18 protein-coding genes are annotated in these 13,504 nt (G+C 64.7%); 11 read left to right on the forward strand and 7 right to left on the reverse strand.

What is annotated here, in order from left to right; all coding sequences use genetic code 11:
* Position 1: 1 nt before the first annotated feature.
* Positions 2-841 carry a PEP-CTERM sorting domain-containing protein gene (locus ACQ66H_RS02475; RefSeq protein WP_430432666.1) on the forward strand — a complete coding sequence of 280 codons (840 nt, stop codon included), beginning with the start codon at positions 2-4 and terminating at the stop codon, positions 839-841.
* Between the two features lie 141 nt (positions 842-982).
* Here ACQ66H_RS02475 and ACQ66H_RS02480 read toward each other — a convergent pair whose 3' ends face one another.
* On the reverse strand, positions 983-1,390 hold the full coding sequence (locus ACQ66H_RS02480) for a group II truncated hemoglobin (protein ID WP_430432667.1): 408 nt from the start codon (positions 1,388-1,390) through the stop codon (positions 983-985).
* Between the two features lie 192 nt (positions 1,391-1,582).
* Positions 1,583-3,292, reverse strand: coding sequence for an ABC transporter ATP-binding protein (locus ACQ66H_RS02485; RefSeq protein ID WP_430432668.1), 1,710 nt, complete (start codon positions 3,290-3,292; stop codon positions 1,583-1,585).
* Positions 3,293-3,530: 238 nt separating this feature from the next.
* Here ACQ66H_RS02485 and ACQ66H_RS02490 point away from each other — a divergent pair, with 238 nt between their 5' ends.
* The 10 genes from ACQ66H_RS02490 to msrA all read left to right on the forward strand — a co-directional run bounded on the left by ACQ66H_RS02490 (position 3,531) and on the right by msrA (position 8,598).
* Entirely contained in the window at positions 3,531-4,031 is a 501-nt protein-coding gene (locus ACQ66H_RS02490) for an SMI1/KNR4 family protein (protein ID WP_430432669.1), read from the forward strand.
* A 24-nt stretch (positions 4,032-4,055) separates the two neighbouring features.
* Positions 4,056-4,526, forward strand: a complete 471-nt coding sequence (locus tag ACQ66H_RS02495; RefSeq protein WP_430432670.1) for a DUF4262 domain-containing protein — start codon at positions 4,056-4,058, stop codon at positions 4,524-4,526.
* Between the two features lie 59 nt (positions 4,527-4,585).
* Positions 4,586-4,825 carry a hypothetical protein gene (locus ACQ66H_RS02500; protein WP_430432671.1) on the forward strand — a complete coding sequence of 80 codons (240 nt, stop codon included), beginning with the start codon at positions 4,586-4,588 and terminating at the stop codon, positions 4,823-4,825.
* A gap of 89 nt (positions 4,826-4,914) precedes the next feature.
* Positions 4,915-5,241, forward strand: a complete 327-nt coding sequence (locus tag ACQ66H_RS02505; protein WP_430432672.1) for an energy transducer TonB — start codon at positions 4,915-4,917, stop codon at positions 5,239-5,241.
* Between the two features lie 170 nt (positions 5,242-5,411).
* On the forward strand, positions 5,412-5,618 hold the full coding sequence (locus tag ACQ66H_RS02510; protein WP_430432673.1) for a hypothetical protein: 207 nt from the start codon (positions 5,412-5,414) through the stop codon (positions 5,616-5,618).
* An 88-nt stretch (positions 5,619-5,706) separates the two neighbouring features.
* Complete coding sequence (locus ACQ66H_RS02515; protein WP_430432674.1) at positions 5,707-6,282, forward strand: hypothetical protein; 576 nt, start codon at positions 5,707-5,709, stop codon at positions 6,280-6,282.
* 91 nt (positions 6,283-6,373) lie between these two features.
* On the forward strand, positions 6,374-6,985 hold the full coding sequence (locus ACQ66H_RS02520; protein ID WP_430432675.1) for a hypothetical protein: 612 nt from the start codon (positions 6,374-6,376) through the stop codon (positions 6,983-6,985).
* A 65-nt stretch (positions 6,986-7,050) separates the two neighbouring features.
* Positions 7,051-7,461: a low affinity iron permease family protein gene (locus tag ACQ66H_RS02525; protein ID WP_430432676.1), complete on the forward strand. Its 411-nt coding sequence runs from the start codon at positions 7,051-7,053 to the stop codon at positions 7,459-7,461.
* Positions 7,462-7,645: 184 nt separating this feature from the next.
* Positions 7,646-8,095, forward strand: a complete 450-nt coding sequence (gene msrB / locus ACQ66H_RS02530) for a peptide-methionine (R)-S-oxide reductase MsrB (RefSeq protein ID WP_430432677.1) — start codon at positions 7,646-7,648, stop codon at positions 8,093-8,095.
* Positions 8,092-8,598 carry a peptide-methionine (S)-S-oxide reductase MsrA gene (msrA, locus tag ACQ66H_RS02535; protein ID WP_430432678.1) on the forward strand — a complete coding sequence of 169 codons (507 nt, stop codon included), beginning with the start codon at positions 8,092-8,094 and terminating at the stop codon, positions 8,596-8,598. Before msrB ends, msrA begins: the two co-directional genes overlap by 4 nt.
* A gap of 15 nt (positions 8,599-8,613) precedes the next feature.
* On the opposite strand, the gene ACQ66H_RS02540 is transcribed toward msrA, so the two are convergent.
* From ACQ66H_RS02540 to ACQ66H_RS02560, 5 genes are all read right to left on the reverse strand, one after another.
* Complete coding sequence (locus ACQ66H_RS02540) at positions 8,614-9,261, reverse strand: CPBP family intramembrane glutamic endopeptidase (RefSeq protein WP_430432679.1); 648 nt, start codon at positions 9,259-9,261, stop codon at positions 8,614-8,616.
* A gap of 157 nt (positions 9,262-9,418) precedes the next feature.
* Positions 9,419-10,372 carry a PEP-CTERM sorting domain-containing protein gene (locus ACQ66H_RS02545; protein ID WP_430432680.1) on the reverse strand — a complete coding sequence of 318 codons (954 nt, stop codon included), beginning with the start codon at positions 10,370-10,372 and terminating at the stop codon, positions 9,419-9,421.
* 466 nt (positions 10,373-10,838) lie between these two features.
* Positions 10,839-11,882 carry a heme-dependent oxidative N-demethylase family protein gene (locus ACQ66H_RS02550; protein WP_430432681.1) on the reverse strand — a complete coding sequence of 348 codons (1,044 nt, stop codon included), beginning with the start codon at positions 11,880-11,882 and terminating at the stop codon, positions 10,839-10,841.
* A 10-nt stretch (positions 11,883-11,892) separates the two neighbouring features.
* Positions 11,893-12,852, reverse strand: a complete 960-nt coding sequence (locus ACQ66H_RS02555) for a PDR/VanB family oxidoreductase (RefSeq protein ID WP_430432682.1) — start codon at positions 12,850-12,852, stop codon at positions 11,893-11,895.
* Complete coding sequence (locus ACQ66H_RS02560) at positions 12,849-13,445, reverse strand: dimethylamine monooxygenase subunit DmmA family protein (protein ID WP_020163247.1); 597 nt, start codon at positions 13,443-13,445, stop codon at positions 12,849-12,851. The genes ACQ66H_RS02555 and ACQ66H_RS02560 overlap by 4 nt, the downstream gene beginning before the upstream one ends.
* Positions 13,446-13,504 lie beyond the last annotated feature (59 nt).

Below are 13,504 nucleotides of genomic sequence, written 5' to 3' on the forward strand. Positions count from 1 at the left end.
GATGACCTTCCCGACTCATTTCCTGAATCTGATTGCACGCGGTGCCGCGGCTCTGTCACTGGCGCTTGTTGCGTCGCATGCCGGCGCAGCCGTGATTGCCCAGGACGGCTTCCAGTCCTACTCGACCGGCGCGCTGAATGGCGCCAACGGCGGTTCGGGCTGGGGCGGCGCGTGGAGCGCGACCGGCAACGCCAACGTCGTCGATCCGGCGAACAACCTGTCCGGCAACCGTGCGCTGGCCCTGACCGGCAACGCAAGCAATGCGGCAGTGCGTACGCTGGCGTCGTCCTTCAGCGGCAACAGCCTGTTCGTCAGTTTCCTGGTGCAGGCGGACCGCGGCAGCTCGATCGACCGCAACGACTTCATGGGCCTGTGGCTGGATCTGGGTACCAACAACGGTGGCAGCAATCGCCCGAACATCGGCATCAAGGGTAACCAGGACAGCACCAGCGCCACCAACGACATCTTCGCCCGCACCACCGGCACCAATGGCAGCTATGCGCCGGACAGCAATCTCGACGTGCTCGACACCTATCTCGTGGTCGGCCACCTGTACCGCAATGCCGCCGGCAACTACACGAACTTCGATCTGTGGCTGAACCCGACCGTCGACGACTTCCTGTCGCCGGATGCGAGCTTCACCGGCAACGCCGGCATTTCGGCGATCGATCGCGTGGGCATCCGTCTCGCCAACCTCGACAGCGGCGACCGCATCCTGATCGACAACCTGCGGCTGTCGACCACCTTCCAAGAAGCGACGGCCATCCCCGAGCCGGGCGTGCTCGGCCTGCTGGGCCTTGGCCTGGCCGGTCTGGCATTCGCGCGCCGTCGCAACACCTGAGCGCTCCGGCGCTCGCTTCAGGGGGCTGCCGCGGCAGCCCCTTTTGTTCACGCACGGGCCGCGGAGGTGCGGAGACGGCACTGCGCTGACGGCTTGGGCGGGAGACTCGAGGCTGAACGGGGTACTGCTGCGCCGCCGACCTCAGTGGTCGCGGTTCTTCAGCGCTTCAGCCGCGCGGGTGAAGTGCTGCATCAGCCGCACGCCGACGTCGGTCGGGATGTCGGTCGCTTCGATCGCATGCACCATGCAGCGCAGCCAGGACACGACCTCCGCCTGGCCGATGGCGACGTGCGCATGCATCTGCCGCAGATTGGAGTGGCCCATGCGTTCGGCGTAGTAGCGCGGGCCGCCGAGGAAGCCGCACAGGAACTCGAACTGCGCCTCGCGCAGGTGGGCGACGCCGAAACCTTCCTGGTGCAGCTTGTGTACCGGCTCACCGTCCGGGTGGGTTTCGACGATGTCGTAGAAGGCATTGACCAGCCGGCGCAGCGGCACTTCGCCGCCGATCTGCTGGAACATGCTGGGCGGCTTCATCGACGGGGCGTTCATCTTCTTCCCATGTACGGATGTCGTTGCGGGTCGTGGACGCAGCGTCGCGAAGCACCGCGTTGCCGCATGGAGGTCAGTGCAGTTTTCCCTCTGACGGCACAGTCGGAACACCGCGTCCACGGACCGAAGGATTGCGCCGCGGCGGTGCCGGCGCAATACCGCATAGGGGGTAGTCAGCGCTGTCCACAGGAACTATGCCGGCGCCGGAGCATGTGCATGGAATGACCCGTCGCCGGTCAGCCGACCGGCGTCCATCGTGAGTACGCGCCCCATGCGCTCGAAGGCGCGCGGGCGGTGGGCGATCAGGATGACGGTGCGTCCGGGCGCGTGCTCGCTCATCAGCGCGTCAATGACGCGCGCCTCGGTGTCGGCGTCGAGGGCCGAGGTGGCTTCGTCGAGCAGCAGCACCGGCGCGTCGCGCAACACGGCGCGCGCGATGCCCACGCGCTGGCGCTGGCCGCCGGACAGGCTGTGTCCCTTCTCGCCGACCGGGCTGTCCAGCCCCTCGGGTAGCAGCGCGATCACGTCGTCGAGCTGGGCGATGCGACAGGCGCGCAGCACGTTGACCATGCTCACCTCACGGCCCAGCGTCAGGTTCTCCAGCAGTGACAGGCTGAACAGTTCGGTTTCCTGCGGCACCACCGCGATCTGGTGCAGCAGCGCCTCGTGCCGGATGTCGGCCAGCGGCACGCCATCGACGGTGAGCCGGCCGGATTCGGGCGGGTAGAGCGCCAGCAGCAGCTTCACCAGCGTGCTCTTGCCGGAACCGGAGCGTCCGGCGATGCCGACGTGCTCGCCGCGCGCGATGCGGAAGTCCAGCGGCCCGAGCACGCGCCGGCCGTCGTGCGCGAAAGTGAGCGCTTCCGCCTGCAGCGCGCGCCAGTCTGCCGGCCAGTCCAGCGTGCCGTGCTGGCTGGGCTGCGGCGCGAACAGCGGCATCATGCGGCCGAGGTTGGAGGTGCGCTCTATCATCGTCTGCACGCGGTCGGTCATGTCCATCGACGCCTCGCGCAGCGTGTTGAAGTAGGCGCTGTAGGTGAGCACCAGCCCAACCGACAGCCCGCCCTCCATCACGCCCCAGGCCACGCCGAAGATGTAGATCGCCCAGGCCAGCGCGGTGTGCAGCTGGAACAGCATCCACTTCGTATTGGTGAGGCGCAGCCGGCGGTAGGCGAAGTCGCGTGCCGCGCGTTCGCGGTCGGCCACGCGCGCCGTCATGTCGGCGCCGGCATTCATCGCCTTCACCGACAGGATGTTGGCCGCGCTCTCGACGAAGCTGCCGCTTGCGTTCTCCATCGACGCGTTGATCTGGTCCGACAGCCGCGCGATGCGGCGGTAGAAATACCACTCGATGAAGCCGAGCACGCCGCAGTAGTAAAGGAAGAAAAACACCGTCGCCGGGTGCAGCAGCATGCAGGCGATCAGCGCGCCGAAGAAGGCGCCGCTGGCAGTGAGCAGCGCATTGACCAGTTCGCTGGTCCAGTCGCGCACCGCGTCCGCCCCGGTGATGACGCGCTGCGCCTTGTTGCCGGTGCTTTCCTTCTGGTGCCAGGCCAGCGAGAAATCGAGCAGGCGCTCGAAGCCCCACACCTTGGCGCGCATGCGCGCGTCGATCGCCATGCGCCCGATTACCCGCTTGGTCAACAGCCGCACCAGCGCCACGCAGGCATGCGCCACGCCCAGCGTGACCACCAGCGTGTACAGCGGCGCGAGGCTGTCACCGCGCTGCCAGCCGAGCAGGAAATCCGCCACCCGCCCGATCAGGTAAGGCGGCAGCATCGGATAGAACTGCACCACGCCCAGCACGCAGATGAAGAACAGGTAGCGGCGGCGGTCCGCGTCAAGAAAGAAGGCGATCGCGCGCGGGACGTCGGTCAGGCGGAAGGTGGGTGGGGCGGACATAGTGGGGCGGCGAAGGTGAGCCGCACATTATCGCGGGTCGGGGAAGTGGCGGCTCAGTCGGGTGCGGGTCGGTCGAAAGGCCGATAGCCGTGCAACACCGCAGATGAGAGGCTTGGATATATTGATCGCAGCGGTAGCTCGATGAAATCAGGGGCGAATCGGCTGCGGTTTCGACTGGAATGTCACGTAGGCTTTCCGTATGTCACTCAGTCACGATTTAGACATCACTTAAGGCGCCATGACTGAACAATTCGAACAATTCATTGAAAGATGGACGCACCCCGACTACCGACCGGAGCCGACTCCTGCTGCGGACTTGGATTCTGTTGAGGCAGAGTTCGGCACTCTCTTCCCAGCCTCATATCGCGCCTTCCTTGAGAAGTTCGGACCTGTAGGAACCACTGCGGCCCTCCTGGAGCTGATAGTAGAAAGAGAGCTCGATCTGTCCGACGTTAGTGAGTTCTACGAGCCTGACGGAATCAAGTCACAAACTCTCGGATGGCGTGATCTGGGCCTGCCCGCAGAGTTCGTCGCGTTTGCTGGCGACTGCCAAGGCAACCTGTTCTGCTTTTCCTTAGCCCCGTCCACTGACGGGCGTCAACCTGCTGACACATCAGTCTGGTATTTCGATCACGACGATGCTGAGATCACCAATCTCAATGTTGATTTCACACAATGGGTTGTCAAGTTCGGAAAGCTTGGTAATCGCAACTGGTGGCGTCGCCTGCTTGGCACCTAATAATTCAGGCGTTAAAGGGCAAGCATGGAACGCGGAGGCGATACGAGGACTAGGGAAGACCTCGCCAAGTTCGGATGCAGCGTGATGCACGTGTTCGACCCGGAGGGCGAACTCCCTCCTTTTTCCTACTCAATTGGCATCCAGCAGGAAACAGGCGCGCCGGAGGTCGTCGTCATTGGTCTCAAGCAGCCGATGGCTCACTTCGTCGTTAACGAGTACAACAAGCGCGTCCGCGAGGGCGAAAGGTTCGAGATAGGCAACTATTACAGTGGCTTTCTCGAAGGCTTCGATGTCTATGTTGGTGCAGTTCCCAAATCGGTCTATGACGATTACTTTGGCCAGGGCATTGACTTCTATGGAAGTCGCAATTTTGGCGTTGTCCAAGTTGTTTATCCGACAACCAGAGGAGTTTGGCCCTGGACTGAGGGTGCTCCGGAGTCATTCAGGCAGTGGCAGCCACTTCTTGCGCACAAAGAAGAGAGCGACACCCTTTAACTTGTCAGGCCATCGGACCGCTTGCGCCGTGCGCTGAGCCTCACGTTAGACAGCAAACCATGAATCAACGCGAGCGCAAGGCCTGGATTCTCGAGACGTTGGCGTCCGGCAAGTTCGAGAGCATTCAGGATGCCTACTATGCAGTTGGTGGCGAGTACCAGTCGCTTGAGGGAATGCCCTTTGGAGTGCGAACACTGCCAAATCACATCATAGACGACTTTGATGCTGGAAGCATTTCAGAAGAGAAGTCTATCGAGCTTCTGGCAGACGCCGTCCGCAAAATTCCAGATGAGGTCTGAGTGCGCCATGCTGTCTAGCCTGCCGCTTGTCAACAACGGTCCGCGCTTCGAACTCTTTCAATGCGGCCAGAAGTAGGGAGTAGCTTGCGATGATTTGCCGCATCCTTCTTGTCGTTCTGATGCTCAGCGGCTGTGCACAGAGCCATGTGGTGGCACCCATTTACCCGGAAGAATCCCGTGCCCTTAAAGAGGAGGGGACTGTGGTGTTACGTGTCGTGGTGGAGGCGTCGGGGAAACCAAGCGATGTGCGGGTTGAGAGATCAAGCGGCTCGCCGAGCCTCGATGCGTCAGCCGTTCAGGCAGTGACCCAGTGGGTGTTCAAACCCGCGATGAAGGGACGTGAGCCCGTGCAAGCAACCGCCTTGGTTCCCGTCGTATTCAGTTTGAAGAACGACGCCAGCGGATCCGGGCGCTGAGGTCGAATATGTATCGGGGACGTGGCGACAATTCATTCCTCACGCGACGAGACATCCGATCGGCTACGGCAGGCGCTGTCACCGTTCGCCGAACAGATCTCGTTCGCCTTCATCTTTGGTTCGGTGGCGCGCAGCACCGAGGGTGTGGGCAGTGTGTCGATTTGCTGGTAGTGAGCAACACGCTCGGGTACGGCGAGCTTTACGGCGCGCTGACGGAGGTCGAGACGGTCATCGGCCGCAAGGTGAGCCCCACTCTGTACTCGCGGGCCGACTGGCGCAAGCGGCTGCAGGACGACGACCCCTTCGTCGCGCTACTGATGACGCAACCGCGTATCCATCTGATCGGCAACGAATATGACTTTGCAGAATCTGCCTAACGTGGTTGACCGGGGCAAGCTGAAGGAAGACGCACCGCCTGGCGTGACGCCTCTCGTCCGCTGCCCGGACCGACTCCCGCAGGACATCGTGGCGCTGATCGAGCAATTCGGTCGCGCGTGGGCTGACAGCCCGCTGCGGCCGCGTCCGTCGCCGGCCGTCATGGCGCAGTGGTCGGCCTTGCTGGAGGCGTGGGTTGAGGATGACGGACTGCCGCTCTTCGTGCGCAAGCACTCAGGCGATCGCGGGTCGGTCGTCCCGCATGCAACCGGTCGCGCACTCGTGCCCTGCGACAACAGTCCGGCTCAATGGGCTTTCGTGATGGCTGCCGTAGGCGAATGCCCGACCTTGCAGGACATCAGGTCGATGTTCGCCGAGGATGCCATTCCGGTCGCCATGATTCAGAAAGCCGCCGAGAGGGCGTCAGCGACGCAGCGTTGTACGCTCTCCCGACAGTTCAGCGTCAACCACCACGGCTGGAAGCTCGCCCACGTTCAACAGATCGGTCTGAACGAACGCACGGCCATTTCCGAAGTGCCGATGGACCGGCTCGTGTCGCATTTCCGCGCACTGATGTCGCCATCGAACATGTTCGTCGTTCCACTCGCCTGGGCAGGCATGGCAGAGGTCGAGCCGGTGATTCAGGCGGTGATCGCATCGAGCTGAGCGTCTCGGGGCTCAGCCCATGCAATCCTGCTGCGGCGCGGGTTGGCCCTGTCCTGTCCGGCGGAAAACGATCCCGGTAAAGTCACGCACGATGTCCCATCACGCTTTCTTCAGTGCGCTGGCCATGGCGCTCACCTTGGTCGGCTTCTATCCGTATCTGCGCGGCATCCTGTCCGGCAGCACGCGGCCGCATGTGTTCTCGTGGGTGATCTGGGCCAGCACGACGCTGGTGGTGTTCTCCGCCCAGATCGATGCGGGCGGCGGTGTCGGCGCCTGGCCGATCGGCGTATCGGGTGTGTTGACGACGCTGATCGCGGTGCTGGCCTGGCGGCGGCGGGGCGATGTGAGCATCACGCGCGGCGACTGGGTGTTCCTCGTGCTGGCGCTGTCGTCGCTGCCGCTGTGGTACCTGACCGACGATGCGATGTGGGCGGTGGTCGTGTTGACGGTGGTGGATCTGCTCGGATTCGGCCCGACCTTCCGCAAGGTGTGTGCGGCGCCGCAGTCGGAGTCGTGCGGGTTCTACGGTCTGTTCGCGCTGCGCAACGCAGCCGTCGTGCTGGCGCTGGAGCAGCATTCGGTCACCACCGTGCTGTTTCCAGCGGCGATCGGGACAGCCTGCATCGGGGTGATGCTGCTGATCGCGTATGGCAGGCGGCGCGCCGCCGTGCGCGCCCGTCGGCATTGCTATGATCCGCGCTAGCCCGACGATCCGTCGGCGCCGCGGGTGGTTTTAATTCCAGGCGAACCTGTTCCGGAAGGCACCGTATGCGTACAAGCACCTGGTATTCGAATTTCGCGAAATCGACGGCGCATTTCTGCGGTCGGCCGCGGGTCTTCATTGCAGCCCTGCTGGTCATCGTGGTCTGGATCGTTACCGGGCCGATCTTCGACTACAGCGATACCTGGCAACTGGTCATCAATACCGGGACGACGATCGTCACCTTCATCATGGTGTTCCTGATCCAGAACACGCAGAACCGGGATACCGAAGCGATCCAGGTGAAGCTTGACGAACTGATTCGCGCGACGCGCGGCGCCCATAATGCGCTGCTCGACCTGGAGGAACTGGAGGACGAGACACTGGATGCCTTCCGCAAGCGCTATCAGTTGCTCGCCAGCACCGCTCGGGCCGAACTGGTGCGTGGTTTCCAGGATACGGGTACGCCCGAAGCCTAGCGGGACGACTTATCCGCCACCATCAGGCGCGCGCGACGGTGGTGTGGCCGCGCGGCGGTGCGATGGTGCTCATGCCCGGGCCCCGCGGACGTGCGGGGAGCGGGTCTTCGCGCTATCGTCACGGCCTCGAACAGACGTCGAACGCGCACAGTCTGGCGCGGTCTACGACGCCACAGGAGGACGCATGAAGACCTATACGAAATCACCCGAGGCGATCGCCCGCCTCACGCCTGAGCAGTACCGGGTTACGCAGCAGAACGGCACCGAATACCCGGGCACCGGCGAATACCTGCACAACCACGAACCGGGCATCTACGTCAACATCGTGTCCGGCGAGCCGCTGTTCGCGTCGAGCGACAAGTTCGAGTCCGGCTGCGGCTGGCCGAGCTTCACCAAGCCGATCGAGCCGGCGCACGTGACCGAGTTGCGCGATGCCTCGCTTGGCATGATCCGCACCGAAGTGCGCTCGGCGCACGGCGACAGCCATCTCGGCCACGTCTTCCCGGACGGCCCGCGCGACCGCGGCGGGCTGCGTTACTGCATCAACTCGGCGTCGCTGCGCTTCGTGCATCGCGACGACATGGTGGCCGAGGGCTACGGCGACTATCTGGATCAGGTGGAGGATGTGCGATGAGCACCGAACGCGCGGTGCTTGCCGGCGGCTGTTTCTGGGGCATGCAGCAGCTGATCCGCCGCCTGCCCGGCGTGCTGTCAACGCGCGTGGGCTACAGCGGCGGCGACGTGCCGAACGCGACCTACCGCAATCACGGCACGCACGCCGAGGCAATCGAAATCCTGTTCGATCCCGAGGTGCTGAGCTATCGCCGGCTGCTGGAGTTCTTCTTCCAGATCCACGACCCGAGCACGCCGAACCGTCAGGGCAACGACCGTGGGCCGTCCTACCGATCGGCCATTTACTGGGCCAGCGAGGCGCAGCGCGACGAGGCGCTGCGCACCATCGCCGACGTCGATGCGTCGGGCATCTGGCCGGGCAAGGTGGTCACCGAGGTCGAGCCGGTCGGCGATTTCTGGGAGGCCGAACCGGAGCACCAGGACTATCTGGAACACTTCCCGAACGGCTACACCTGCCACTTCCCGCGGCCGAACTGGGTGCTGCCGCGCAAGGCTGATCAGTAAGCGATGCGGGGCCGGTCAGACGCCGGCGTTGCAGAAGGGCAGTACATCCCAGAGCATGTGCGCGAACACCGGCGGCCACAGCTGGCCGGTCCGTACGAAGTGCAGCGCGAAGGCCAGGCCGATGAGGGCGACGGCCAGCATGCCGACCGGACCCTGGTAAAGGTGATACGAGGTGCGCAGCAGGAGCGGAAGGCCGATCGCGACCGACAGACCGAATCCGCGCAGGCCGCGCGTCAGTACGCCCAGCAGGAATACCTCTTCGAAAGTGCCGTTGACCATGGCGGTCGTCACGATGACGGCCGACGACGGTTGCGACGCAAACATCATCTGCTGCACGTGACCCGCGCCGGAGCTTCCGGCAAAGGGCTCGGTGGCGAACACGGCCACAAGCCATGCCACGAAGGCGAGCAGAACGCCAGCGAGGCTGCCGCGCAGGGTTGGGCGGGGCAGTGCCGGCTGCAGATCCTGCTGTTGCCATCGGAGGTAGGTGAACGCGGCGATGGCCGCCGAAACTTCGAACATGCATGTCCAGAGCATGCCCGTGTCGCTGAAGCCCTCCACCGGAAAATCTCTGGCTGCGGATTGCAGCGACAGGGTGATCGGCAGACCGAAGCAGAGAAGGGAAACGATCCCTGCTTCCCGCAAAGTGAGTGTGGTGCGCAAAGTGGGATGGTCCGGATCGCGTGTGAAAGGAGCGCCGGGTGTCGGTCACGGCGCGCTGGCGATGCGCATGTTAGCCATATTGCATCGGCTGCGCATCACCCCGGCATGACGCGACGGAGCCGGTTCTCCCTTACCGGTCGTGGCTGACGGATGTCGATCAGGTGCTGCGGCGGCGCGCGAAGGCGCCGAGCACTGCCAGACCGGCCGCCATCAGGCCCCAGGTGGCGGGTTCGGGCACCGGCGGTGCGACCGCGGCCGTCAGCAAGCCGGTATTGCCTTCGAGGGTGTAGCCCTGCGGCAGCAGGATGCTCAGGCGGCCGGTGTTGAAACCATCGACCGCGCCCCAGGACTGGCTGTAGTCGAACGGCGGGCCGGCTTTGGGGTGGATGGGTTCGGGCGTGACCTGGGTGCTGAGGTTGTTCACCAGCACGAAGCTCTGGCCCGGCGCCATCGTGACGGTGAGCCGGATTTCGCCGATCAGGTCGTCCATGTCGTCGTTGATGACGCTGCTGGTGGCGCCGGCGTACGGCTCATCCACATAGACGAAGCCCGGTTCGAAATAGGTGACGTTGCCCTTGCTTTCGGTGCGCACGGCCGTGTCGTCCAGCAGGTCGGTGCGGAACACCAGTTGCGACTGGTAGTTCACATTGGTGAAAGCCACCGTGCTCGACGGTACGCCAAGCGTCAGCGTGCCGACCAGCTGGTGGAACACGTTGCCGCTGTAGGTGTGGAAGCTGCCGTCGAAGGTGAATACGAAGGTGACGTCCACCGGGCCGCTGCCCGGGCTGCCGACCAGCACGCCGCTGCTCGTGTTCTGGGCGAAAGCCGAGCCGATCAGCAGATCGGGGACACCGCCGACGCCGCGGCTGTCGATTTCGCTGAACACGCGCACCGTGCCGGTCGCATCGTCGCCCTGCGCCTTGCCGACGAAGGTGACGCCACCCGCCGACACGTAAGGCGTTTCATCGAGGTTCACCGACTGCAGACCGCCACCGCTGACGATCTGGCTTTCTGCTGGCGTTACCCACTGAACCTGGGTCAATGCGTGGGCCTGGAACGACAGGGTGGCGAACAGGGTGAGCACGGGAAGACGGGCAAGGGCGCGCGGCATGGTGACCTCCTGGGGCGGTTGAAGGATGAGTCCCGTCCCGCAGCAAGATGCGCACCAGCCGAGAACTGTTCACATTCAAATCAATCGTTTGCGTGCGAACGGAAGTGTACGACCTGAGTGCTGTATGGCGTGTTGACACCCTCAAATGGGGGGCGCCTCGCACGGTGACAGTGTGGGAGCGGTCTTCTGACCGCGACTGGGCCGCAGATCAGCCGCGGCCGTCAATCCTCGAGGCGCGATGTCGGCCTGGATCGGAGACGGCGGTTTGCCCAAGCCGCATCGCGGCCAAGGCCGCTCCCACAAGAGCACGCCAGATTCGCTGCCGCAGATCTTATGTGAGCGAGCTTGCTCGCGATTCTGCGGGCCGACGCGCTGCTGGACGGATTAAGGCGGCGCTGCGGCCCGTGAACGAAAACGGCGGACACGGGCACCCCCCATGTCCGCCGCGAGCGCGCTAAGGCGCTGCTTACTCCGGTTGCGTACCGGCCGGCAGCACTTCGCCGTCGTCGAACTTCGACAGCCAGTCCAGCGTGGTCGGCTTGTAGCGCACCAGACCCTTGTACTCGGCCAGCTCGTTCGGCAGCGTGCTCAGCACGCGATGCAGACGCTTGGCCCAGCGCGGGTAGGTGGCCAGCTCGTTCATGCTGGCCAGATAGCCGCGGATCGAGAACAGCATGCCGTTGCTGCGCGGCAGGCGGAACAGGGCCTGCAGTTCGACCCGCAGGTGCACCTTGTCGCCGACGTTGTCCGGCGTCACGCTGGCGCGGTCCGGACCCCACTCGGGATAGGTTTCCGGCGACGTGTCGAGGCGCGGGTTGATGGTCATGGTCCAGTTCAGGCGGCGCACCGGGCGGCCCTGCTGCAGCATCAGCAGGTACTTCAGCGCGCGCTCGAACACGCCCAGCTCATGCGCCAGCGGCACCGGGCCGTGCCATTCCATGAAGCTCATGCCGGCGTCGAACATCAGCGACCAGTCGGCCTGCGAGGTGATCATGCCGGCGTCGGCGAACAGGTCGTTGTCGCGCTGGTCCATGATGACGAAATCACCCTGGGTTTGCCGCGTGATGTACTCGAAGGGCGGGCAGGGCAGCGTGGCGGCATCGCCGAAGGTGAAGGTCTGCTCGATGCCCAGCGGCTTGTTGATCCAAGTCCAGCGCGCGCCGTCCCTGGCCAGCGTGAACATGTCCGGATAGTCGCGCGACAGCGATTCCATGATCAGTTCCAGCGTGTCCCACTCGGCGTCCATCATGTGCGGCAGCGACACGCAGCGGCCCGGGTCGCGCTCCAGCGTGATGGCGCGGTCGCGCATTTCGGCGATGTAGTGCTCGTCGATGTCGAAGGCGTTCTCGAACACCGAACCGGCCGGCCCCTTGGTATGCGGTTCCATGTTGACCGAGTACATGTACTGGTCCTGATGGAAGGGGAAGGGGAAGCGGCGGATGGCCGCCGGCGAGTTGCGGTAGGTGTAGTCGCCGCGGAAGGTTTCGTCCGGCTTGAATGCGATGCTCATGTCGTCTTCCTCACAGGTTCAGGGTCAGGCAACCGCCCTTCAGGCGCGACACGCAGGGCATGATTTTCTTGCCCGACGCGCGCTCGTCGGCGCTCAGATACAGGTCGTGATGGATCAGCTCGCCTTCGGCGCCGAGCACTTCCAGTTCGCACTGGCCGCAGGCGCCGCCGCGACAGAGGTAGGGCGCGTTGACGCCCTGCTGCTCGATCGCTTCCAGCAGTGACAGATCGCTCGGCACGGTGAAGGCCTTGCCGCTCAGCGCCAGCTTCACGTCGAACGGCTCGCCGCCGGTCGGTGCGAGGAACTGTTCGCTGTGCAGATGGCTTTCCGGCCAGCCCAGCGATTTGCCGGCGTTCATGCTGGCGGCCACCATGCCGGCCGGACCGCAGATGTAGAGGTGGGTGCCCAGCGGGCGGCCTGCCAGCAGCGAGCCGAATTCGATCTGTTCACGGCGCGACTGCACGTAGTGATGCACGCGGCCCGGTGCCAGCGCCTCCAGCTCGTCGGAGAACACGCCGTATTCGGGACCGCGGTAGGCGTAATGCACTTCGAAGTCCGCACCCAGGCGGGCCAGTTCGCGCGCCTGCGACAGGATGGGCGTGATGCCGATGCCGCCGGCGACCAGAATGTGGCGGCGGCCGGTGCGGATCAGCGGGAACAGGTTCACCGGCGCCGAAATATCGATGCGCATGCCTTCGCGCGCCTGCTCGTGCAGCCAGCGCGAACCGCCGCGCGACTCCTCCTGCTTGCGTACCGCCACACGCCAGGTGTGGCGCACGGTCGGGTCGCCCAGCAGCGAGTAGGGGTTGCGATGCGGGCGATCGCCCAGCGGCAGCGACAGCACGATGTGGCTGCCGCCGGAATAGACCGGAAACTCCTCGCCGTCGGTGCGCGACAGGCTGAATTCGCGGATGCCCGGCGCCAGTTCGCGGATGCGGCGGATTTCTACGTTGAGGGATGCACTGCTCATGGGTAGACCACCTCCGCAGCGGGGACCTCGCCCGGCACTTCGGCGTCGATCTGGAAGCCCATGTAGGCCCCCAGCCGGCGCGAGAAGTGGTCGCGCACGAACAGCGATCGTCCGCAGCCGCTGCATGAAACGATGTTGGTGTGCACGCCGCGCGTGATGGTGCGGCAATGCACGCAGAACACCGGGCGTGCCTTGCTGCCCAGTTGTGCGTAGCGAACTTCGTCGCGTCCGACGCCGAAACCGTCAGCCACGCGCGACGCCTGCCACACCGCGTCCTCGGGGCCGGCGAGATAGATGCGCGTGCCCATCTGCGCGACGTAGAGCGCGTCACGCAGCACTTCCAGCGCCTCGGCCAGCGAGTGCGTTTCGAGATAGAGCGCACTGTCGGGCAGACCCTGCGACCAGCAGCTGCGCGCCTCGGCGGACGTGCTGCCCAGGTGGATCAGCGTGATGGTGCCGGCGGGCGGGTTGGACAGCAGGCGCTGCGCCAGAGCGGCGTCCTCGGCGGCAACGAATAGGATGTGATGCGTACCGGCGCGATCCCATTCGAGCTCTGCGTAAACCGGCTGGCTTTTGATGGCTGGGGTGCTCATGCGGCGTCTCGATGCGAGTTGCAGACATGCCGCGCGCCGGAGCGCGCGGCGGGTCGGAT

It is taken from the genome of Methyloversatilis sp. (assembly GCF_965284615.1).
Classification (GTDB): domain Bacteria; phylum Pseudomonadota; class Gammaproteobacteria; order Burkholderiales; family Rhodocyclaceae; genus Methyloversatilis.